Here is a 22,406-nt window from a genome sequence, read left to right as displayed (position 1 = left end):
ATCTATTCGGATTTTAACAGACATAGTGCCGCACCATTCAGATAATCACAGCACCTGCCCTGATACCTGCCTTCCTCTTCCATCTTCTGCAGCAGTTCGTCCCTCAGCCTCCACCAGCTGCATCCCCAGTTACAGAACACCGCATCTTTCTCAGGAATTCTTGAAAACATTCGTTCTACTGCCACGGTTTCCGGAATCTGTTCAAGAAACGTAATCACTCTTTCAAAATATTCTTCCTTTGAACATACCGTTATTTTACCATTTTCATACCAATCGCACAACCGTGTATTTCTGGCAATATAAAGCGAATGCAGTTTCACAATATCCACACCAAGCGCAGTAAGGATTCTTGCAGTCTCTTTTGCATCCGCTGCCGTATCTCCCGGAAGATTAAGAATCACATGGGTACAGATTGAAATACCAGTATATCTTTTAATCCGCAGTACTGCATCGATAAATTCTGCAAGACCATGTCCCCTGTCGATCATCTGCAGTGTATGATAATTTGCTGTCTGTAATCCAAGTTCTACATTCATCTGAATTCCGGTCATCGCGCGGATATCTCTCATAATATCAAGATACTCAGCCGAAACACAATCCGGTCTTGTGGAAACAGATATCTCCACGACACCCGGAATCTTGGTAGCCTCCATCAGATAACTGCGAAATCTGTCCGGAGGAAGAAAGGTATTGGTATAATTCTGAAAATATGCAATATATTTGTTGGCATGGTATTTTCTCGTGATCATCTGTCTGGTCCGTGTCAACTGTTCTGTGACAGAAACTGCAGCCGACATTGCCTCAAATCCGGTTCCTGCACCGGCACAGAATGCACATCCATCTCCGTTAAGACGGTTCGGACATGTGACCGGAAGGTTCACCGGAAGCTTGTATACTTTTTCACCATATTTGTTTTTCAGGTAATCCGAATATTTATAATATAACATATTTTTCCTCTCATTTATGAATAATTACAAAATTTTAACACATACTAACCGCATAGAATCGTATAAGGAGGATATTTACATGAAATGGTTTGATAATACAGCACTCACCGTCGTGATCATCGGTGCTGTGAACTGGCTTCTGATCGGTATATTCCGTCTGGATCTTATTGCCTGGCTTTTTGGAAACATGTCATGGCTCTCACGTATCGTCTACACGATCGTCGGACTGTGTGGACTCTACCTGATCAGTCTTTTTGGTAGAATCGGATCCATGTCCGAATCTTAATACGCCCAGGTAATGTACCTGATACCATCTCGGTGTATTTTCTACATGCTTGAAAAAAAGAAAGGGGCTCCCAGACAAGAGATGCCCCTTTTTGTGTATACGATAAGATTCACACACCACATTTACTGCTGACCAGACGGGATTGCCTCGATCAATGATGTCATATCCTCATACAGAACCGGTTTTTCTGAGGCTCCCATAACAATCGATATGTATGGATTGTCACTGGAATCTTTTTCCATCAGAATCAGACAATATCCTGCTTCATCCGTTGTCCCGGTCTTCCCGCCTACGATCGTAACATTCTCCGGCACATCCACCTCTCCCTGCGCATAGAGATTGGTCGGTGTAAACAACGCCTCCTGGCTGTTACCGTCCACATCTGTATAATATGCGGTATATGCTTCACTCTGTATGATATTTACAAAATCTTCATGCTTTATGCACTCATTAAATATCAGATAAAGGTCATACGCTGTTGTATAATGATTGTCATCATGCAGTCCGTGCGGATTCATAAAATGAGTCCCGTTCGCCATCAATTCCTGGGCTCTGCGGTTCATCATATTAACAAACGCTTCTTCTGATCCACCTACATATTCCGCGATTGCAGTTGCTGCATCATTTCCAGAATACAAAAGAAGAGCTCCCAAAAGATCCCTGAGTGTCCAGACTTCTCCTTTCGCAAGACCGCACACCTGTGCATCCGCCGAAAAACTGGATGCATCTGCGTTTCCACTGATCGTCACCTGGTCATCCAAATTTGCATTCTCAATAGCGAGAAGTGCCGTCATGATCTTGGTTGTACTGGCAGGATACAGTCGTTCATGCGCTTTATAAGAATATAATACACGTTCTCCTGTAAGATCAAATAATGCAGCACTGTGCAATTCAGTATCTTCTGTATATCCCTCTAACGCCACATCATTTTGTGCTACACACAGCTCCTCTGCATAAAGCTTTCCCTGGTATAAATCCTGATTATAATTTTTAAGTTCATATGCTGTCACAGGTGTTGCTCCTTTTCCTCCGATGCAACCACCTGTAAACAGACTTATCGATGCCACACATACCAGTGCGGCACTTTTTGCTCTACTTATACATCTCACGCCAATCCAAGTCTCCTCTGTCTAATGCAAGTATAATGATTTCTGCCGTTGCAAGATTGGTAGCCATCGGGATGTTGTGCATGTCACAAAGACGAATGACATCATTTACATCCGGTTCATGTGGCTTTGGATTCTGTGGATCCCGAAGAAAGATCAGAGCATCAATTCCATTCTGTGCAATCTGCGCACCGAGCTGTTGTTTGCCGCCCAGCGGTCCCGCAAGATATTTGTGAATAGAAAGATTAGTAACTTCTTCGATCAGCCGGCCGGTTGTACCGGTCGCATACAACTCATGCTTGCTCAAAATCCCACGATATGCAATACAGAAATTCTGCATCAGTGTTTTCTTAGAGTCATGCGCAATAAGTCCGATATTCATTTTCTCAGCTCCTTTTACTGATATTTTTTAGGCTGAAGCCCTATATTTAATACAATGCCAATTCCCATATACAAGCTGATAAGCGAAGTCAGTCCGTAACTAACAAACGGAAGGGGAATTCCTGTATTTGGTAAGATTCCTGTTGCCACGCCGATATTGATAAACGACTGAAATCCTATCTGCGCGGCTACACCGCAGCAAATAATCCGCCCCGCCAGATCTTGTGCCCTGAGTCCTATCAATATGCATTGTACTACAATCAATAATAACAGACCAATCACGATACAGCAACCCACAAAACCTAATTCTTCACCTACAATTGCAAAAATAAAGTCTGTCTGTGGCTCAGAAATAAAATTTCCATTCTTCACGGATGTGGTTGTATTATTATTCAGTCCTTTACCGGTAAGCTGTCCGGAACCAATCGCCATAATTGCATTATTCTGCTGGTAAGCTTCATCACTTGCATATTTCTGCGGTTCCAGCCATGCCAGAATACGCTTTTGCTGATAATCGTGCAGAAATGGCTGATTTGGCTGTACAACAATACTGATAAAAATAATCGTAACCGGAACCAGAATCGCAATCAGGGTTCCGATAAATCGATAACTCAGTCCCGCCAGATACATCATAGCACAAAAGACAAGCGCTATGGATAAGGTTGTTGAAAGGTCTGGCTGAAGAACGATCAGGATCAGTGTTGGTGCAATCAGTCCTACTGCTTTCAGGATGGTTGCAGCACTGTTCAGATCATCCTCATGATTCATCAGAAATTTTGCAAAGAATACGACAACCAGTATTTTGCTGAGCTCTGATGGCTGAAAATTCGTCACTCCGATATCGATCCACCGCTGTGCACCATTTACATTGGTTCCAAACAGCTTTACACATACCAGTGCAATGATATTGATCCCGTATAAAATCCAGTAAAAGTTCAGAAGCCATACATAGTCTATCATCGAAAGAATGATCATCAGGATCACTCCGGCGACAAGTCCTATGATCTGTCTTCCCTGTACTGCCTGCTTTGCACTTCCGATTACCATAACTCCGATAATCGATATAGCAATAACAGAAATGACCAGACCGAATTTCACATCTTTTAAATGATAAGGTTTTGTCTTTTTTGGTAATCTCACGATTTTTCTCCTGTCAAGTTGATTCTAATCTGTGAACGTGTTATTTCCACTTTAAAATTATCTTCGGTTATCTTCATGTATTTTCCGATTGTGTGGTATAATTCTCCGCACAAAAGTTCATAAGTATCTGGCTGACACTGCACCCGGTCCGAAACAAGAAGGCTTTTCAAACGTTCTTTTGCAATGCGGACAGATGAATGGTGCATACCTCTTTCAAATACATGCATGATACATCCTCCTAATTTCTTTTAAACATATGGGAAAGTTTGTAAAACAGACCTTCCTGTTTATCCAGATCGAGAAATGGTACTTCTTCACCGGTTATACGCCGGCAGATATTGGTATATGCTTTTCCTGCCAGCGAATCCATATCTACAACCGTCTCTCCCTGGTTCGTTCCGATCACGACCTGTTCATCATCCGGAATTGCTCCGATCAGATCGATAGGAAGAATCTCTGTCACATCTTCTACTGACATCATCTCTCCTCTTTTCACCATATCCATCCTGATACGGTTAATAATAAGATTCAGTTTTTTCATGTGATTCTGCTCCAGCAGCCCAATGATGCGGTCAGCATCACGAATGGAGGATACTTCTGGCGTTGTCACAACAAATGCTCTGTCAGCTCCGGCAATCGCATTCTGGAATCCCTGCTCAATTCCTGCCGGACAATCCAGTAAAACGTAATCAAATTCATCTCGAAGCTCATTTGTAAGCTTGATCATCTGCTCCGGTGTGATCGCTGACTTATCCTTTGTCTGTGCCGATGGCAGCAGATACAGATTTTCATGACGCTTATCACTGATCATCGCCTGCTTCAAACGGCAGCCACCTTCGATCACATCGACCAGATTATATACGATCCGGTTTTCAAGTCCCATGACAACATCCAGATTCCGAAGGCCCAGATCCGTATCGATCACCAGTACCTTTTTCCCGAGCCTTGAAAGTCCGGCACCTATATTTGCTGTCGTTGTTGTTTTTCCGACACCGCCTTTTCCCGATGTCACTACAATAATTTCACCCATTTTTCAGATCCTCCTACCACTCCAAATTCTCCAGTGGATCGATATAAATGCGCTTGCCGTCAAGACGGGCGATACTTGGTCTTACGGTTTCGTCCTGAAGATATGTATGTGTTGATACAATATCTGCAATCTTCATCACATGCGGTCTCATCGACAACGCCGTAATAAACGCATTCCGATCTCCTGTTGCCCCGGCATGTACCGTTCCCCTTACCGCACCCAGCACAACAATATTGCCCTTGGATACTACGGTTGCACCAAACTCTACATCGCCAAGTATAATAATACTCTGCTCTGTCTCCAGTACCTGCCTTTGTCTGAGTGTACCTTTGTAGAACTGACCTTCTTTTCTGGTTAAACTGTTAAGAGAGTCTTCTACTACTTTTTTGTATAATCTTTCTGTATTTTCATTAGTATCAAAAATACAGACAATATGGATATGAGCGACATCAGTGATCAGACCAATGACCTCTTCTTCCTGTGGTTTTGTAAGAATCCGCCCTTCAAACGTAACCGCCATGGTCGCATCTTTGAAAAAGCGGGCAGATTCGGTAAATTTTTCTCTCAATTCCTTCAGAATCTCTGTATACTCTGCATCAGGATCCATATGAACAATCAGACCGTATTTATTACTTTTAATGATGACTTTCTGTTTCATACCTGTGATCCCCCTCAATCTAGTCTCCATGTGTCGATGATGAACCTGCTGCCGATGCATGCCCTGTGATCAGCTCATCACGGCTTGTCTCTCCATAATAATAGCGCATCAGGTCTCTTCCAATCTCTGACGGATATAAAGATTCATAACCATTTTTGATACGGATCGCAAATGCGACTTCCGGATCGTCACTTGGCGCATAGCCAACAAACAGACCGTGATCCGGATGTGTAGTACTCTGCTGTGCCGTACCGGTTTTACCTGACATTGTAATATTTCCCAGCGAAGAATATGTACTGTTGCTGGTAACAACTGCCCGCATTCCCGACTGAACAGCATCCCATGTATTTCCGGAAACACCCTCTATCTGGTTCAGCACATCCGGTTCGTAAGTTTTTGTTACCTTACCATCCTTATTTTCCACATGATCCAGAAGGGAAAGATTATAAACAGTTCCTCTGTTTGCAATTGCTGTAACATATCTTGCAAGCTGAGTTGTCGTATAGTTATTAGTACCCTGACCGATTGCAGAACGTACAGAGTCCTGATCAGATACCTGAGGTGACGATTCCGGAATTTCGATTCCTGTTGTCTGGTTCAGTCCAAACATAGTCGCATATTTCAGAAGCGTCTCACATCCCTGGTCAGAAGAATATCCCGACTCGCTGCTCTTTGCATTACTGAGCATCTGGTTTGTAAGTCCCAGACGGTATCCAACTTCATAGAAGAACATATTGCAGGAATGCTGGATCGCACTCGTCACATTCAGACTTCCATGCGACCCCGGATAAATCCAGCATCGTGGACTCGGTGAAATTTTTTCATAGAGTCCGCCGCAGCTGATATACGTACTGGTATCAATGACATCTTCTGTCAGTCCGGCAACAGCAACCAGTGGTTTGTAAGTAGATCCCGGTGCCGTCTTCTCCTGCGTCGCATTATTATATAACGGTGCTGACTGATCATTTAAAAGCTTTGTATAATAGCCTGAATCCATGGTATTTGCAAGCCGGTTATTATCATATCCCGGGTAGGATACACAGGCAAGAAGCTGTCCGGTCTTCGTGTCAGTTACTACGACCGATCCGGTAGATGGTTCCAGTCCAAGCTGTCCCGGTGTGATTTCCAGATCTTCAATCTTGGAATACATGAAATCATAGGCGGTCATTGTACCATCCGCAAGCTTATTATAAACATCTGCATCATAATTCAGAATTCCCTGCTCATAAAGCATCATACCAATCTGGCTTCCTGTGATTTCTTCATTGCGTATCATATACTTGTAGATCAGTTTGTCAAATCCGGAATCCTTAGGAAGATTTGCACTGATATACGCCAGAATCCCCTGATATACTTCATTCTGATCCGAATACTCACTGTCACTGTTCATATAATCAGTCAGTTTTGATGTATCGATCCAGTTCTTGGAGATCGCATAATTCAGATAAGTATAGAGACTGATGCTCTCATCATTTTCCCACGCAATATATGTAGAATCATTGGTATCAATCGAATCTTTCTGAATGATTGCTGCATTCTGGGTAAGTACAGTACTGATAATATAACTGAGATATGCCTGCATATCCTCATCACAGTCTTTATATGCCGGCGCACCTGAATCACTCAGCTGTGCCATCACATCTGCAAGCACTGCCTCCTTTTTGGAGGAAAATGACGCATACACACTTTTCTCAGTCTCCCCGGCATCCGCAGCCTCAAAATGTCCCACATTCAGAACCTCATTGGAAATAAATGCATTGTAAACATCACCAATCGGTATCTTCACATCACTTCCCTCTTCTGCCTGTGTACGGTCATAGGTCAGAGACGTAGTCAGATTGGAAAGGATGATTCCGGCAAGCTTTTCTTCCAGGAGATCATAAGCTGCCTTTTGCAGATTGGCATCAATAGAAAGATAGACATCATTTCCTGCTTTTGCCTTTTTCCCCTGCTTGGACTCAATGACCTTTCCCACACTGTTAACATAAAGTTTGATTTCACCTTTTTCACCTTGAAGTGTTTTATCCAGTGTCTGCTCCAGCCCTGCTTTTCCAACCACATCCGTAAGAGAATACGAGTCCGACTCCTTTTCATCCAACGCATCATATTCATCTTGTGAAATTACGCCCGTATAACCAAGAATAGACGCAAAATATTTGCTGTCCGGGTAATAACGGATTGAATCCTCTTCAATATTAACTCCCTGAAGAGTATCCAGGTTTTCCATAATAGCAGCTGTTGTACTTTCACTGACATCACTTGCAATCGTTGTAGCCACATACTTCTGATAGCGATTCAGTCCCATGGAATACCGGATTGTTACCAGCTTCAGGATTTCTTCTTTGGACAGTTTCTGTTCGTCCAGCCCATAACCGTAGGTCTCATCTGTACAGAGATAATGCATCAGATCTGCCGCACTGTATGCCTTCTGCTTGTTACTGAGCTTATCAATGGTTGCTTTTCCAAACACATCCGCAAGGAACCGCAGACGCTGCACCTCGCTTGTCATGGAATAAGCATATTCTCCATTATCATTGAGAATAATTTTGAAATCATTGACAATAGAATCTCCATTCGATTCAACAATACTGATCACTTTCTCAATTGTTGCATTGATGATTTTATTTTTCTCTTTAACCGTATCATAGTCACCGTTGTCTTCAATCGTGACGGAATATGCGAGCTTGTTATCTGCCAGAACCACTCCGTTCCGGTCCAGGATACGACCTCTGGTTCCCTGTACCTCTTTTGTTTTCTGGATCTGAAGCTTATAGTCATCCAGATATGCCTGTCCGTTTACGATCTGTAAAGCAAACACACGCTGTATCAAAATTGCAGAAAGCACAATAAACACAAGCATCAGCACAAACACTCTAGATTTTACCAAGTCGATAAACCATCTTTTCAGACGATCCAATAAATCAAACAAATCTGCTAGCACTCCTTTTTTCTTCTTCTTCAAGTCTTCGGTTAATATGCAGAATGATCTGATACAGAACCAGTGTAACCAGAATCGTGTAAACCAGTTCCGGCATGATCACATGTCTCAGATAATTCAAAAAATGGAAATCACTTTTTAACATGAATAAAAGGACATAAATCACCATACCATATAGAAACTCACTGCCGGCAATAAGTGCCAACGGGAGTTTAATGTCTTCGTCATAAAATACTCTCTGGAAAAATCCGTTGCCATATCCGATCAGCATATAGATCAGCGCATAAAATCCAAGCAGATTTCCACCTAGTATATCTTTTAAAAGTCCACAGAAAAAGCCGATGATCATCCCTTCTTTTTGTCCCCTCATAAATCCAAATGAGGACGTCACGATAATCAGGAGATTCGGAATAATCGAGGCAAACGCCAGCTTTTGAAACACCGTTGTCTCCAGAAGAAAACAGACAGTGATCAACACAGCACAGATCAGGATCCTTTTAATCTTTTTCATGTCTATTCGCCTCCGTTATCGCTTCCACTTTCACCTTTTCCATCGATCAGATCCTGCTTTGTTGTTGTAATAACAAGAACTTCCTGTAATTCCTTAAAATCCGTAGCAGGAATGATATATCCGGATCTTGTCAGGTTATTGGAATCTACATTTACCTCTGAAATATATCCAACCAGAAGTCCCTGCAGATATTTGCTGCTGATATTCGATGTTACAACCTGTTCTCCAACCGCCACTTCATTTTCATTATTGGCAAGCTGTTCAAATTTTAAAAGTCCGTCCTGCACCGTCTGCAGATCTCCGCTTACAATACATTTGTCAAAGGTTGTCAGGATCATGGCACTTACATTTTTATCATCGATAATCGAACTTACTGTTGCCCAGTTCGGTCCGACTTCTGTGACGATTCCAACCAGTCCGGTTCCAGATAGGACATTCATATCTTTCCTGATCCCATCATTGCTTCCCTTATCAATCGTAAATTTCGAAAACCAGTTGCTATTCTCGCTGGCGATTACATTTGCAGCAACTTTCGGATAATCCGCTGTATTCTGATCCATCTTATATAGTTCTTTATATCTTTCCAGCGTTGCTGAATTCTGCTGCAACCGGTTATTCTCAGTCGTCATCTCTTCCAGGCGGGATTTCAGTTCTTTGTTTTCTTTTTTTATTTCCTGAAGTGTTGCAAAATTCTCTGAAACATCGCCGATCCACATCCCGACACGGTTGATTCCTTTCTGCATCGGCACGATCGTGTAACCTGCTGCCCAGGAAAGCGGTCCTTTCCCGGACTCTGCAAATCCGGAAAGTCCCATCAATACAATACATATGATAGCAAGGATCAGCAACCAGTATTTATTTGATGTCGAAAATTGATTCTTTCTTTTCATCTATCTTATCCACCTATAATTTTCATCCAACATTGAGTACGAAATTTTTTTAAGTTCTTTTGAATTGATCATCCGTCGCAGCCCTTCTACTGCACACAGATCCGGCTTAGCAGCCACATGCACCGGATATCCAGTCACAGCTTCTATGTACCGGTCAAGCCCCGGTAGCCTGGAAACACCACCCGTCAGACAGATTCCATTCTTTTTGATTGAACGGGCTACCTCCGGTGGGGTCCGTTCAATCAACTGACCAATCTGCGAAGTACAGGTTTCCAGAGATTCTTTCATCGCAGCCCGTACCGCACTGCTTGGGATTTCCTGGTATCTTGGTACACCAACAACCAGATTACGTCCGGCAACCACCATGGAAGCTTTTCCGTTTCCGCCAAGCACTCCAAAACGTTTTCTGAGAGCCTCGGCTGTCTGTCTTCCGATCAGAAAATCATAATTCCGGCGGACCATATTCTGAACTGCCACATCAAATGTCATACCACCAATCTTAAGCATTTTATTAAGTACCATGCCACCTGAACCTACTACAGATAATTCGGTTGTAGCCGCACCAAAATCAACGATCAGCATCCCTTTTGTCTTCCGGACATCAATTCCCATTCCGATACACTGCGCAACACCGCGTTCTACAATACTCACTTCTTTTGCTTTCGCCGTTGAATGAACAACCAGATCAAAAAACGCCCGTTTTTCAACTTCTGTGACATCCGTAGGTACTGCGATCAGATATTCTGATCCTCTTGTAAAACGGCGCTCTTTCTTCAGCAGATTCTGAAGAAGATACTGCATATCCGTAAATCTGCTGATTACACCTTCTTTCATCGGAAACACCACTTCAATATTTCCCGGTGTTCTCTCGAACATCGCATATGCTTCATCGCCGACAGCCAAGATCTCTTTTCCGTCCACAATAGCAATTACATTCTTCTCTTTCCACGTACTGTCCTGCTTTTTATCATACACCTTGATCTCATAAGTTCCGAGATCAAGACCGTAAATATTTCGCGCCATAATCTAAAGTTCCTTTCCATACTACTTTTCCTTAAGCAGCTTCTGCTCTGCGAGTGATACATAGCAGTTATCACCAATAATGATATGATCCAGAAGTTCAATTCCAAGAAGGCTTCCGCCCTCCCGGATGCGCTGTGTCACAAGAATATCTTCCCTGCTCGGCATCGGATCACCACTTGGATGATTGTGCAACAATATAATATAGACTGCGTTCTTTTGCAATGCCTCTATAAAAAGCTCTCTCGGGGAAATTACGGACATGTTTACTGTCCCTCTCGAAATTTCGCTTTCTCCGATCAGTCTGGAACGCGTATTCAGCATCAGCAGTTTCAAATGCTCCTGCCTGTAATAGCGCATATCTTCCATATAATATGCTGCAATTGTATCCGGTCTTGAAAAATCCAGATCTTCTCTGGCTGAAAGCTGGGACATTCTCTTGGAAAGTTCACAAAGGCATAAGATCTGAATAGCCTTTACTCTTCCGATTCCACTGATTTTCAGCAGTTCTTCTTTTGTCCAGCTTTGAAGATGGGCTTTGGCTTGTGGCTGTGTACCTTCTCCGGGATAAAAAAGCTTCCTGGCAAGATCCAGTGCACTCTCTCCCTTTGTTCCAGTCCTTAACAAAACAGCGAGCAATTCAATATCTGTTAAACTGCCCGCCCCAAAGCGTTCACATTTTTCATATGGCCGCTCTTCTGATAACATTTCTCGAATGGTATTTTTTTGATTCATCCTTTTGCAGGATTTGTTGATTCACACCAGACTCTCCACCCTTGTATATGGGATGCTTTATACATCCTATAAGAAACGATAAATGAATATGGAGATAATCACTCCAATAATGCTTGCGATCGTGATCTTAATCGTAAGACCAAACGTAATAACGACAAGTCCGAGGTTCAAAACAATCGGTGTCTCTACCCCGAAAGTCTGTCCATAAGAAAGCCAGCTAAGTGCTGGAACCCCTTCTGCAAGCACACCGATAAAGCCACCCAGAACAATCCCTGCCAGAATCAGCAGAAATAACGCCCAGGCATTCTTACTTCCGGCTCCTCTCATCTGTACTCCTCCTCTTTTGAATCACAAACTGGTATCATTTTAGCATATTTTAAAAAACGTGTATAGACTTTTTAAATATTATTTTTTTCTTAACACAGCTGTTTTCTATAAAAACGGTGCATATTTTTGTCGAATTTTCTCTGCGATTTTAATACCGTCTGCTGCCGCCGACGTAATCCCGCCGGCATATCCTGCGCCCTCTCCGCAAGGATAAAGTCCTCCAATCACGCTTTCCAGCGAATGATTATCTCTTACGATCCGTACCGGCGAAGAGGTTCTGCTCTCCACTCCGGAAAGAACGGAAAGAGGATGCGAAAATCCTCGAATTTTCTTGTTAAAATCTTCCATCCCATCCACCAGCGCACTACTGATCTTTGCCGGGAAAATCCCCGCCAGGTCTGTCTCTTCATACGCACCCTTCATACATGGCTCATGTCCCTGATACCAGACTTCTGCTTCGGTCTTTTCCTTTTCTTTTCCGGTCACACTCCGGTAAAAATCCCCGTATCTCTGTACCGGAATTTTTCCTTTTCCTGCTTTGTAAGCTGCCTTTTCCAGTTTTCTCTGGAATGCAATTCCGGCAAGCGGATGGTCGCTTTCAAAATCCTCCGGTGTAACCGTCACAACGATTGCGCTGTTGGCATTGTGGCTGTCGCGGGCATGATAGCTCATTCCGTTGACCGCAAGATATCCCTCCTCCGAAGACGCATTAACCACATAGCCTCCCGGACACATACAGAATGAATATACACCTCTTCCATCCGGCAGTTTTGCAGTCAGCTTATAGGCTGCTGCCGGAAGAGATGCCTTTGCATCCCCATATTGGGAATGATCGATCAACTCCTGCGGGTGTTCTGCACGTACACCAACCGCAAAGGATTTTGCCTCCATCGGAACCTTTTTCTCGAAGAGCATCGCAAAGGTCTCCCGCGCACTGTGTCCCGGTGCCAGAACCAGCGTCTCCGTCTGTATTTCTTCTTTTTCTTTTTTCAGAAGATCTTCATATATGATCCCTCTGATCCGCCTTGTATTTTCTGTAAAAAGGACCTCTGTCATCTGTGTATGGAAATGGATTTCACCACCCCACACAAGGATTTTCTCCCGCATATTTCTGATCACAGTCCGTAGAATATCCGTTCCAATGTGTGGTTTATTCACATAAAGAATGTCTTTTGGTGCTCCGTTTTCCACGAAAATCTCCAGCACCTTACGATTGCGCCCCACCGGATCCTTGATCAGTGTATTTAGTTTTCCGTCTGAAAACGTCCCTGCTCCGCCTTCTCCAAACTGCACATTAGAATCCGGTTTCAGCACCCCCGTCTTCCAGAACTCCTCAACATCTTTCTGTCGCTCTTCTACCGGTGCCCCCTGTTCCAGAAGAACCGGCTGATACCCATATTCTGCAAGAAAATACGCACAGAAAAGTCCGGCAGGACCGCATCCGACAACTACCGGACGTGACTTCAATTTTTCGTTGCCTCCTGCCGGAAAAACATATGGCATTGCTTCATGGAGTTGCACATTGCCTGCACGCTTTTTTCGGGTAAGCATCTTCAAAAGCTGTTTTTCATTGTCCGCTTTTACATCCACAGTATAGACATAGAACAGCTCCGGCTTCTTTCTGGCATCCAGAGACTGCTTGATAATCTCATAGCTCTGTACCGCTTCTGTCCTGCACATCAGTGTGTGCACAATCTTTTTCTTCAAATCCTCTTCCGTATGCGTAACCGGAAGCTTCAGCTGACTGATTCTAAGCATTTGCCGCTCCTTTCCCTGCCAGATAACCACTGGTCCATGCCCACTGCAGATTGTAACCTCCGCAGATTCCATCTACATCCAGAATTTCTCCTGCAAAATAAAGTCCTTTTACAAGCTTCGACTCCATCGTGTCCGGATCAATCTCGCTTGTATCTACACCCCCCGCACAGATCTGCGCCTGTTCAAACGGATTTGTCTTATCAATATAAGTCCGGAAATGCTTACAGATCCGGCAAAGTCTTTCCAGATTCTCTTCACCAAGGTCATGCACCGGCATTGTTCCCGAAATTCCAATTCTCTTAAGCAGCGCACCGGCAAGCTTTTTGTGGAATAATCCATTAAAATACTGTTCCATCACAAAACCATCCAGCCTTATCTTCCGTTCCTTTAACATCTGCAAAAATTCTACATCTCCAAAATCCGGCATAAAATCCAGTTCTGCAAAAACTTCTTTCTTTTCATACAGACCTCTCGCCGCATAACGGCTGATCTGAAAGACCGGGATCCCGGAAATACCATAATCCGTAAGCTGCAGCTCGCCGATATCAGAAGCCGTTTCTGTCCCATCGATAAAAACCGTTACTTTTCCATGAGTACGCACGCCTGCAACTTGCCGGTACAGCTTTTCCCTGCACCGAAGCTGTACCAGAGCCGGGACAACCGGAACCAGCTTATGTCCCAGCATTTTTGCCAGGTCATATCCACTTCCGTCACTCCCTAGCTTTGCAGCTGCCTTTGATCCGGCCGCAAGGATCACAGCCTCACCAGAAATCATTCCTTTTTTCCCATCTTTTGAAAAACTGATCTGAAAACCATTTTTCTTTGGTATGATCCCAAATACGCGAACTCCGGTATGAATCCGGATCTTTGCCAGTTTCAGCGCAGACTCCAGTGCTTCCCTCACTGCCGAGGCTTGCTCAGACCAGGGATACAGATAGCCATTTTTATCCTTCGGATAAATTCCAAGATTTTTAAAAAAAGACGTTGTCTCAGGCTCAGAAAATTTTCCGATTGATTTCCATGCAAATCCGCTATTGTCGCTTCGATAGCAGGATGGATCCTGAAAACGATTGGTAAAGTTACATCTGCCATTACCCGTCGACAGTATTTTTCTGCCAATTATTTCATTCTGTTCCAGAAGCAGTACATCTGCGCCGTTCTGCGCCGCCGTAAGTGCAGCCATACTGCCAGCTGCTCCGCCGCCGATGATGATGACTCTTTTTTTCATTCTATAATTCCTTTACAATTCCTTTTTCATATAACTTCTGAAGAGACATTAAAATACCAAGTTTTGCATGCGCCCAGGTGAGACCTCCCTGAAAATATACTGCATACGGTTCTTTGATCGGTCCATCTGCACTCAGTTCGATGGACGATCCCTGTACAAATGCCCCTGCCGCCATAATCACATCACTGTCATATCCCGGCATTGCCCACGGTTCCGGTGTTACATAACTGTCAACCGGTGCTGCCGCCTGGATTCCCTGACAGAATGCAATTACACCTTCCGCACTTCCAAGTGTTACCGCCTGAATGATATCATGGCGTTCCTCTTTTCCGTCCGGTACAACTGCATAACCAAGCTTTTCATATACATTCGCCGCAAAAATAGCACCTTTTAATGCACCTGCAACAACAGTCGGTGCAAGGAAAAGTCCCTGATAAAACGACTGCATCACACCAAGTGAAGCACCCACTTCTTTTCCAAGTCCAGGAGAAGTAAGGCGGTAAGCACACTGCTCGATCAGATCCTTTCTTCCAGCCACATAGCCACCGATCGGGGCAAGTCCGCCGCCCGGATTCTTGATCAGGGAACCGACAACCAGATCCGCACCCACATCACTTGGCTCCTTTTCTTCTACGAATTCACCATAGCAGTTATCCACCATACAGATGACTTCCGGTTTGATCTTCTTGACAAATGCAATTGCTTCCCCAATTTGATCCACAGAAAAACTCGGTCTTGTCTGATATCCTTTGGAACGCTGAATCGTGATCAGCTTTGTTTTCTCGCCAATCGCTTTTTCAATCGAATCAAAGTCAAAGCTTCCGTCCGGCAGCAGGTCCACCTGGTTATAGATTACTCCATATTCTGCAAGGGAACCTGTGGATGGGCGGATTCCAATGACCTCTTCCAGTGTGTCATAAGGCTTTCCTGCGATGGAAAGCAGTTCATCACCAGGTCTTAAATTTGCAGAAAGTGTTAAAGCAAGTGCATGGGTTCCACAGGTAATCTGTGGTCTTACCAGCGCATCTTCGGTATGAAAGACATTTGCATACACCTTTTCCAGCGTATCTCTTCCGAAATCATTGTATCCATAGCCAGATGCATAGTTAAAGCATTCTGCATTCACCCTTGCTTCCTGCATGGCATGAATGACCTTCAGCTGGTTCAACTCTGCCATCTTATCGATCTTATCAAAACGTTCTTTCAGTGATTTTTCAATTTTTTCTCCAAAGTCATAAACTTCCGGTGAAATTCCGGTCTGTTCATATAATTTCTGTATTTTCTGACTGATATCCATTAGTCTGTAATCTCCTTTTCTTTCAGTATCGCAAGCATTGCTTGCAAAATCTTCTCTTCATCGTATCCGAATTCCTCTTTCTGGATCCAGTTCACATCCCGCTCTCTGCGGAACCAGGTCAATTGACGTTTTGCAAAATGACGGGTATCCCTTTTCAGGATCGTTACCGCTTCTTCAAGTGAATTCTTTCCATCCAGATAATCCAGAATTTCCTTATATCCAAGTCCCTGCATTGAAACCATTTCCCTTGTGCATCCTCTGATCTTTAAAGCAGTCACCTCATCTACAAGCCCCTGCTCCACCATCAGATCCACACGACGATCAATCCGCTCATACAAACGGCTACGCACATCATTCAGAACAAAATACGCAAACCGATACGGGGAATCCTTCTCCCGTTCTGCTTCATTATGTTCGGAAATCTTTGTTCCTGTCTCATGATAATATTCCAGAGCACGAATCACCCGTTTTACATTATTTGCATGAATTGCATCTGCCGATTTTGGATCCGCTTCCCGCAGCCTGTCATGGAGTGCCTGCGCACCATGCTCCTTTGCATACGTTTCCAGCTTCTTTCGATAGGCAGTGTTTTCTTCTCCCTTTTCAAAATCAATGTCATACAAAAGCGCCTGGATATAAAATCCCGTGCCACCTACAACAATCGGAATACGTCCTCTCTTATAGATCTCTACCATTGCATCTTTTGCCATCTTCTGAAAAACAGCTACATTAAATTCCTCTTCCGGATTAAGCACATCGATCAGATAATGTTTCACACCTTTCATCTCTTCCGGCAAAATCTTCGCGGAACCAATATCCATGTGCCGGTATACCTGCATCGAATCCGCCGAAATGATCTCTCCTCCAATTGCTTTTGCAAGGCCAATCGACGCAGCCGTCTTTCCGACAGCAGTTGGGCCTGTCAATATGATCAGTGGCTTTTTCTTCTCTGTCATCTGTGTCATGTTCTTCTCCTACACAATACGCTTAAATTTCTTTTCCAGTTCCCGCTTTGTCATCGCAATGATCGTTGGTCTGCCATGCGGACAATGATATGGATTATCCAGGGACAACAGTTCATTGATCAGTTCATCCATTTCTGCATAGGACAGCTTCATATTTCCTTTGACAGCCGCCTTGCAGGACATGGATGCAATCTTCTCATCAATCAGCTCTGGTTCCAAACTGGTCGATAACCCATCCGACAGGGAATCCAACATTTCAAGAAGCAGTTCCTTTTTGGCGATTCCAAACAGATTATCCGGAATTGCGCGAACTGCGTACTCGTCACCACCAAATGGCTCAATTTCAAACCCGATTGCCGTAAAGCGGTCTTTAAATGTCTCCAACACATCAATCTCCTGCATAGAAAGGCTCAGGATGATCGGTGGGCTCAAGTATTGTGAAGTATACTCTCTCTTCTTCATTCCTGCAAGGGTCCTTTCATAAAGGACTCTTTCATGTGCGGCATGCTGGTCTACAATATAGAGGCTGTCACGATACTGGATCAGCCAGTAGGTTTCAAAGACCTGTCCGATGATCCGGTATTCCTGTCTTGCCTCTTTCTTTAAAATCTGCTCTTCAAACAAATCTAACTGTTTTACTTTTTTTGCTTTCAAATCCTTCAAAAACAGATTTGACTCTGTTTTTTCCGGATCGCACTCTGTTTTTTCTTTGCTTTTATCAGAATGCGCTCTGTTTTCTATTCCTTTATTCTGGATATCTACAGCCGGATTTTCATCTAATGCAGCCATCTTTGACTCTTTAGCACCGATATTCTTCTCTTGCTCTCCTTTTGCTTCTGCAAGATGACTGGCATAAACCCGCTCTCTCATCTTCTGCATAAAATAATCCAGCTTTTCGTCACCGGTTGAGACTGTCTTTTCTGTACTTATCTGTGTCTGAAGTTCTGCTGACGGCATCTCTGACTGCGACCAGGATTCCGCTCGCTCTGCCCCCTCCTGAACGGAACTCTTTCGCATCTTGGGTAAAGTGCCATCTGTCCGATATGGATTCCCCGCATCTCTTATAACAGTTTTCTTTTCCTGTCTTTTTTCAGACATTCCCGGTACTTTGATCTCAGACATTTCCACTTCGGGAATCAACTCCGGCTCATGCAGACCCTTACTGATCGCCTCATAAAGCAGATTGTAAATCCCCTGCTGGTTACTGAACCTAAGTTCCATCTTGGATGGATGCACATTTACATCAATTTTTTCCGGATTGATCTCAATCTGGAATGCAACAAACGGATAACGATGCTGCATCGTAAAATCTTTGTATCCATCTTCAATCGCTTTTGCAAGAATACTGTTCCTTACATAACGCCCGTTGACAAAATAATTTTCAAAATTTCGATTTCCGCGGTTAATCACTGGCTTTCCCAGATATCCGGACAGCCTTACACCATCTTTTTCAAATTCCAGTGGGATCAGATTGTTCGCAATTTCCCGTCCGTAAATGTGGTAAATGACATCTTTCATCTTCCCGTTCCCGGAAGTATGCAGCTTTACCTGTCCATTGTTGATAAACCGGAAGGAAATATCCGGATGCGAAAGGGCAAGTCTGGTCAGCAGATCACTGATATGGCTTGCCTCTGTCATCGGCGTCTTCAGAAATTTGCGCCTGGCAGGTGTATTAAAAAACAGCTGACGCACCAGAAAGGTCGTCCCATCCGGCGCTCCGGTCTCCTCCGGCGTTCTTCCTTTTCCGCCTTCTATGATATATTTTGTCCCAAATACATCTTCTCTTGTCTTTGTGATCAGTTCCACTCTTGCAACTGCCGAAATACTCGACAACGCTTCTCCGCGGAACCCAAGAGAAGACAAATGTGTCAGATCCTCTGCACTGCGGATTTTGCTGGTCGAATGGCGCAGAAATGCATTTTCCACGTCCTGTTTCGCGATCCCACAACCATTATCCGTAATTCGTATCAGAGAAATCCCGCCCTCTTCAATCTCCACAGTCACCGCTGTAGATCCTGCGTCAATCGCATTTTCCACCAGCTCTTTCACAACAGAAGCCGGGCGTTCAATCACTTCCCCGGCTGCTATCTTATCAATTGTAATCTGATCCAGCAATTCTATATGCGGCATTCGATTCTTCTTTCCTTTCTCTTATGGATCAGCCTACCATCTGTTCCGCAGCTTATTCTGCAGCTGATACAGTTTGTTCATGGCATCCATTGGCGTCATATGGCTGACATCCAGTTCCTTTAACTCATTTAACACATCATCATCTTTTACAGTATCAAACAGAGAAAACTGTGTCAGATCCACCTCATCCAGCTTCTTCTGCGTTTTTTTCTTCGTCTCACTTCCCTGTACCGCAATATCCTTTACTTTTCCGGTAATATCCGCTGTCACCAGCTCTTCTACGATCTCTTTGGCGCGGTTAATGACCGGATCCGGCACTCCTGCAAGCTTTGCGACCTGGATACCATAACTCTTGTCTGCTCCACCCTTTACGATCTTACGCAGGAATACGATATCATCACCTTTTTCCTTGACCGCAATACAATAGTTGTTGACATTGCTAATCTTGCCTTCCAGCTCGGTAAGCTCATGATAGTGGGTTGCAAATAAGGTCTTTGCCCCAAGAAGCTTGCTGTTGCTGATATACTCGACAACCGCCCAAGCAATACTCAATCCATCAAAGGTACTGGTTCCTCTTCCGATCTCATCCAGGATCAGAAGGCTCTTGCTTGTCGCGTTTCGCAGAATATTTGCCACTTCGTTCATCTCCACCATGAAGGTACTCTGTCCGCTTGCCAGGTCATCTGACGCTCCCACACGGGTAAAAATGCGGTCCACAAGTCCAATATTTGCTGAAGACGCCGGCACAAAGGATCCCAGCTGTGCCATCAGTACGATCAGCGCAGCCTGACGCATATAGGTGGATTTTCCAGCCATGTTTGGTCCGGTAATGATGGAAATACGCTGTTTTTTATCATCCAGATAAGTATCGTTGGCAATAAACATATCATTCGGGATCATCTTTTCCACCACCGGATGTCGCCCATCACGAATGTCGATCACGCCCTTTTCATTGATCTTTGGCCGTACATAGTTGTTGCGCTCGGCAACCAGTGCAAGAGAAGCTATCACATCCAGCTTTGCAACTGCCTTTGCTGTTCTCTGTATCCTGGTTAACTCTGCTGCGATAGTATTTCTCACCTCACAGTAAAGCTCATATTCCAGTGCACAGAGTTTATCCTCTGCTCCCAGAATCGTATCTTCCAGCTCTTTCAGTTCTGGAATGATATAACGCTCCGCATTGGCAAGGGTCTGCTTTCTTGTATAATAATCCGGAACCAGATCTTTGAACGAATTGGTAACTTCCAGATAATAACCGAATACTTTATTATAACGGATCCGCAGGTTTTTAATCCCGGTCTTTTCCCGTTCCTTGGTCTCCAGATCAGCAAGCCAGTTCTTTCCTTCGGATTTTGCTTTTCGAAGACGATCCACTTCTTCATTATAACCGTCTTTGATGATTCCGCCTTCTTTCATGGCAAGCGGCGGTTCTTCCTGAATCGCCCGTCCAACCAGATCACAAAGTTCTTCCAGCGGATCCAGTTCTTCATAAATTTCTTTTAAAAGGTCACTCTCCATATCCTTTAATATGCATTTAACCGACGGGAGCATGGAAAGGGAACTCTGAAATGCAATCAGATCTCTTGGATTTGCTGACTGATAGGTGATTTTCCCGACCAGACGCTCCAGATCGTACACCGGATTCAAATATTCCCGGATTTCTTCTCTGCAAATAGCATTGTCCTTCAATTCCGCAACTGCATCCAGCCTTTTGACAATGGATTTCTTGTCGATCAACGGCTGTTCTACATATTTCCGAAGGGTTCTCGCCCCCATTGCCGTCTTTGTCTTATCCAGTACCCACAGAAGGGATCCTCTTTTCTGCTTTTCACGCAAAGTCTCAACCAACTCCAGATTACGCCTTGTAGCACTGTCCAGAACCATATAATTACCCGTTGCATAACGTGTCAGACGGCTCATATGAGACAGGGAATTCTTCTGCGTCTCTTCCAGATACTTTAAAAGCGCACCGGACGCGATCATCCCACATTCATAGTCCGAAAGTCCAATTCCTTCAAGAGAAGCCACCTTAAAATGTTCCTGCAAAGTTTCCCGGCAGAGCGCATCATCAAAATACCATGCTTCCAGTGAATAAATTGCCATATGCAGACGGTTTTTCAGATCATCCAAATCCAGTCCACTCATGTAAAATGCTTCATTGCAGACAATCTCAGACGGCATAAATTTGTAAAGCTCATCCATCAGTTTTGTCTGGGAATCCAGTTCTGTCACCAGATATTCCCCGGTTGTAACATCCGCAACCGAAAGTCCGTACCGGTCTGCCATATAGACAATACACATAATGTAATTGTTCTTTGTTTCATCCAGTCCCTGAGTATCCAGGTTGGTTCCAGGTGTTACTACACGGATAACTTCCCGTTTTACAATTCCTTTTGCTGTTTTCGGATCTTCTACCTGCTCACAGATTGCTACCTTATAGCCTTTGGATACCAGACGGTTCAGATAACTGTCAACTGCATGGTACGGGATTCCGCACATCGGTGCCCGTTCCTCCAGTCCGCAATTCTTTCCAGTCAGAGTAATTTCCAGCTCTTTGGATGCTGTGAGAGCATCGTCGAAGAACATTTCATAAAAATCTCCTAAGCGGTAAAAAAGGATACAATCCTTGTATTCCTCTTTTGTCTGCATATATTGCTTCATCATCGGTGTTAGTTCCCCAATCATATCAAAATCTCCTTATTTTACAAGGGTTTCAGCACTTTCTGTTTTTTTCTACACGGTTTTTACACGGTTTTCTAAACTTTCGTACTTTCTTCCCTAATAGCCTTTTGCATATTTATCCGCGTGTTTGTTATAATTATTCTCTTTTTTATCTGTCAGCCTACGAGAAAACCATCGTATCTTTGCTTCCTCGCAGGCTCAGTTATTTCCATTTGTAACTTCTAGGTATTTTACATTTTTTCTCGTATTTTATCAAATTCTTTATTCACAAAATTTTCCTCAAGGTGTGTATAATATTTCATCATTTTTATATGTTTATGCCCTATATAAGATTTACATCTTTCATACTCTCTTATATAGTTTTGTACAGTCCAAGG

Annotated in this window: 20 protein-coding genes; 1 reads left to right on the top strand and 19 read right to left on the bottom strand. The window is 43.8% G+C overall.

The features are described 5' to 3' along the window. Positions 1 to 2 precede the first annotated feature (2 nt). Positions 3 to 947, bottom strand: coding sequence for a TIGR01212 family radical SAM protein (locus PG766_RS02320; protein ID WP_118198277.1), 945 nt, complete (start codon positions 945 to 947; stop codon positions 3 to 5). A gap of 79 nt (positions 948 to 1,026) precedes the next feature. On the opposite strand from PG766_RS02320, the gene PG766_RS02315 reads away from it, so the two are divergent. Beyond that, positions 1,027 to 1,233 carry a DUF378 domain-containing protein gene (locus PG766_RS02315; protein WP_022221010.1) on the top strand — a complete coding sequence of 69 codons (207 nt, stop codon included), beginning with the start codon at positions 1,027 to 1,029 and terminating at the stop codon, positions 1,231 to 1,233. A 122-nt stretch (positions 1,234 to 1,355) separates the two neighbouring features. Here the strand turns inward: PG766_RS02315 and PG766_RS02310 are convergent, their stop codons facing one another. The 18 genes from PG766_RS02310 to mutS all read right to left on the bottom strand — a co-directional run bounded on the left by PG766_RS02310 (position 1,356) and on the right by mutS (position 22,032). Beyond that, positions 1,356 to 2,342 carry a D-alanyl-D-alanine carboxypeptidase family protein gene (locus PG766_RS02310; protein WP_243014308.1) on the bottom strand — a complete coding sequence of 329 codons (987 nt, stop codon included), beginning with the start codon at positions 2,340 to 2,342 and terminating at the stop codon, positions 1,356 to 1,358. Next, entirely contained in the window at positions 2,326 to 2,721 is a 396-nt protein-coding gene (locus PG766_RS02305; protein ID WP_008370250.1) for a methylglyoxal synthase, read from the bottom strand. The genes PG766_RS02310 and PG766_RS02305 overlap by 17 nt, the downstream gene beginning before the upstream one ends. A gap of 14 nt (positions 2,722 to 2,735) precedes the next feature. Continuing rightward, a complete protein-coding gene (locus PG766_RS02300; RefSeq protein ID WP_055157102.1) occupies positions 2,736 to 3,860 on the bottom strand; it encodes an FtsW/RodA/SpoVE family cell cycle protein in 1,125 nt (374 codons plus the stop codon). Beyond that, the gene (locus tag PG766_RS02295) at positions 3,857 to 4,087 is read right to left on the bottom strand and encodes a cell division topological specificity factor MinE (RefSeq protein WP_022221008.1); all 231 of its coding nucleotides are present in this window, start codon (positions 4,085 to 4,087) and stop codon (positions 3,857 to 3,859) included. The genes PG766_RS02300 and PG766_RS02295 overlap by 4 nt, the downstream gene beginning before the upstream one ends. 11 nt (positions 4,088 to 4,098) lie before the next feature. Next, a complete protein-coding gene (gene minD, locus PG766_RS02290) occupies positions 4,099 to 4,890 on the bottom strand; it encodes a septum site-determining protein MinD (protein ID WP_117558341.1) in 792 nt (263 codons plus the stop codon). 13 nt (positions 4,891 to 4,903) lie between these two features. Beyond that, on the bottom strand, positions 4,904 to 5,548 hold the full coding sequence (locus tag PG766_RS02285) for a septum site-determining protein MinC (RefSeq protein ID WP_242999992.1): 645 nt from the start codon (positions 5,546 to 5,548) through the stop codon (positions 4,904 to 4,906). Positions 5,549 to 5,567: 19 nt separating this feature from the next. Then, entirely contained in the window at positions 5,568 to 8,408 is a 2,841-nt protein-coding gene (locus PG766_RS02280) for a penicillin-binding transpeptidase domain-containing protein (RefSeq protein WP_416810409.1), read from the bottom strand. A gap of 61 nt (positions 8,409 to 8,469) precedes the next feature. Further along, on the bottom strand, positions 8,470 to 8,997 hold the full coding sequence (mreD, locus tag PG766_RS02275; protein ID WP_173826051.1) for a rod shape-determining protein MreD: 528 nt from the start codon (positions 8,995 to 8,997) through the stop codon (positions 8,470 to 8,472). Between the two features lie 2 nt (positions 8,998 to 8,999). Further along, the gene (gene mreC / locus PG766_RS02270; RefSeq protein ID WP_117823648.1) at positions 9,000 to 9,887 is read right to left on the bottom strand and encodes a rod shape-determining protein MreC; all 888 of its coding nucleotides are present in this window, start codon (positions 9,885 to 9,887) and stop codon (positions 9,000 to 9,002) included. Further along, positions 9,888 to 10,910 (bottom strand): rod shape-determining protein, encoded by a 1,023-nt coding sequence (locus tag PG766_RS02265; protein ID WP_118198279.1) that lies wholly within the window; start codon positions 10,908 to 10,910, stop codon positions 9,888 to 9,890. Between the two features lie 21 nt (positions 10,911 to 10,931). Further along, the gene (gene radC / locus PG766_RS02260; RefSeq protein WP_008370231.1) at positions 10,932 to 11,642 is read right to left on the bottom strand and encodes a RadC family protein; all 711 of its coding nucleotides are present in this window, start codon (positions 11,640 to 11,642) and stop codon (positions 10,932 to 10,934) included. A gap of 66 nt (positions 11,643 to 11,708) precedes the next feature. Beyond that, positions 11,709 to 11,969 (bottom strand): DUF4321 domain-containing protein, encoded by a 261-nt coding sequence (locus PG766_RS02255; RefSeq protein WP_008370229.1) that lies wholly within the window; start codon positions 11,967 to 11,969, stop codon positions 11,709 to 11,711. Between the two features lie 105 nt (positions 11,970 to 12,074). Then, a complete protein-coding gene (locus tag PG766_RS02250; protein WP_118198280.1) occupies positions 12,075 to 13,727 on the bottom strand; it encodes an NAD(P)/FAD-dependent oxidoreductase in 1,653 nt (550 codons plus the stop codon). Beyond that, entirely contained in the window at positions 13,720 to 14,955 is a 1,236-nt protein-coding gene (locus PG766_RS02245) for an aminoacetone oxidase family FAD-binding enzyme (protein WP_270541347.1), read from the bottom strand. Before PG766_RS02245 ends, PG766_RS02250 begins: the two co-directional genes overlap by 8 nt. A gap of 1 nt (position 14,956) precedes the next feature. Continuing rightward, the gene (locus PG766_RS02240; protein WP_117558327.1) at positions 14,957 to 16,252 is read right to left on the bottom strand and encodes a methionine gamma-lyase family protein; all 1,296 of its coding nucleotides are present in this window, start codon (positions 16,250 to 16,252) and stop codon (positions 14,957 to 14,959) included. Further along, a complete protein-coding gene (gene miaA / locus PG766_RS02235) occupies positions 16,252 to 17,217 on the bottom strand; it encodes a tRNA (adenosine(37)-N6)-dimethylallyltransferase MiaA (RefSeq protein WP_182438560.1) in 966 nt (321 codons plus the stop codon). The genes PG766_RS02240 and miaA overlap by 1 nt, the downstream gene beginning before the upstream one ends. A gap of 9 nt (positions 17,218 to 17,226) precedes the next feature. After that, positions 17,227 to 19,347: a DNA mismatch repair endonuclease MutL gene (gene mutL, locus PG766_RS02230; protein ID WP_118198282.1), complete on the bottom strand. Its 2,121-nt coding sequence runs from the start codon at positions 19,345 to 19,347 to the stop codon at positions 17,227 to 17,229. Positions 19,348 to 19,380: 33 nt separating this feature from the next. Next, the gene (gene mutS / locus PG766_RS02225) at positions 19,381 to 22,032 is read right to left on the bottom strand and encodes a DNA mismatch repair protein MutS (protein ID WP_330428577.1); all 2,652 of its coding nucleotides are present in this window, start codon (positions 22,030 to 22,032) and stop codon (positions 19,381 to 19,383) included. Between the last annotated feature and the right edge of the window lie 374 nt (positions 22,033 to 22,406).

Origin of the sequence: Coprococcus sp. LG101-27 (assembly GCF_027695515.1) — a bacterium.
In the GTDB taxonomy this organism is placed as follows: domain Bacteria; phylum Bacillota; class Clostridia; order Lachnospirales; family Lachnospiraceae; genus Allocoprococcus; species Allocoprococcus comes.
The sequence above is the reverse complement of the archived record's forward strand: the minus strand, read 5'-3'. Positions and strand labels throughout refer to the sequence as shown.

Bases quoted from the DNA above. Each gene is read 5' to 3' on its own strand.
- PG766_RS02320 (WP_118198277.1), bottom strand. From the start codon at position 947: ATGTTATATTATAAATATTCGGATTACCTGAAAAACAAATATGGTGAA.
- PG766_RS02315 (WP_022221010.1), top strand. From the start codon at position 1,027: ATGAAATGGTTTGATAATACAGCACTCACCGTCGTGATCATCGGTGCT.
- PG766_RS02305 (WP_008370250.1), bottom strand. From the start codon at position 2,721: ATGAATATCGGACTTATTGCGCATGACTCTAAGAAAACACTGATGCAG.
- PG766_RS02295 (WP_022221008.1), bottom strand. From the start codon at position 4,087: ATGCATGTATTTGAAAGAGGTATGCACCATTCATCTGTCCGCATTGCA.
- minD (WP_117558341.1), bottom strand. From the start codon at position 4,890: ATGGGTGAAATTATTGTAGTGACATCGGGAAAAGGCGGTGTCGGAAAA.
- PG766_RS02285 (WP_242999992.1), bottom strand. From the start codon at position 5,548: ATGAAACAGAAAGTCATCATTAAAAGTAATAAATACGGTCTGATTGTT.
- PG766_RS02280 (WP_416810409.1), bottom strand. From the start codon at position 8,408: ATGCTTGTGTTTATTGTGCTTTCTGCAATTTTGATACAGCGTGTGTTT.
- mreD (WP_173826051.1), bottom strand. From the start codon at position 8,997: ATGAAAAAGATTAAAAGGATCCTGATCTGTGCTGTGTTGATCACTGTC.
- mreC (WP_117823648.1), bottom strand. From the start codon at position 9,887: ATGAAAAGAAAGAATCAATTTTCGACATCAAATAAATACTGGTTGCTG.
- PG766_RS02265 (WP_118198279.1), bottom strand. From the start codon at position 10,910: ATGGCGCGAAATATTTACGGTCTTGATCTCGGAACTTATGAGATCAAG.
- radC (WP_008370231.1), bottom strand. From the start codon at position 11,642: ATGAATCAAAAAAATACCATTCGAGAAATGTTATCAGAAGAGCGGCCA.
- PG766_RS02255 (WP_008370229.1), bottom strand. From the start codon at position 11,969: ATGAGAGGAGCCGGAAGTAAGAATGCCTGGGCGTTATTTCTGCTGATT.
- PG766_RS02250 (WP_118198280.1), bottom strand. From the start codon at position 13,727: ATGCTTAGAATCAGTCAGCTGAAGCTTCCGGTTACGCATACGGAAGAG.
- PG766_RS02245 (WP_270541347.1), bottom strand. From the start codon at position 14,955: ATGAAAAAAAGAGTCATCATCATCGGCGGCGGAGCAGCTGGCAGTATG.
- PG766_RS02240 (WP_117558327.1), bottom strand. From the start codon at position 16,252: ATGGATATCAGTCAGAAAATACAGAAATTATATGAACAGACCGGAATT.
- miaA (WP_182438560.1), bottom strand. From the start codon at position 17,217: ATGACACAGATGACAGAGAAGAAAAAGCCACTGATCATATTGACAGGC.
- mutL (WP_118198282.1), bottom strand. From the start codon at position 19,347: ATGCCGCATATAGAATTGCTGGATCAGATTACAATTGATAAGATAGCA.
- mutS (WP_330428577.1), bottom strand. From the start codon at position 22,032: ATGATTGGGGAACTAACACCGATGATGAAGCAATATATGCAGACAAAA.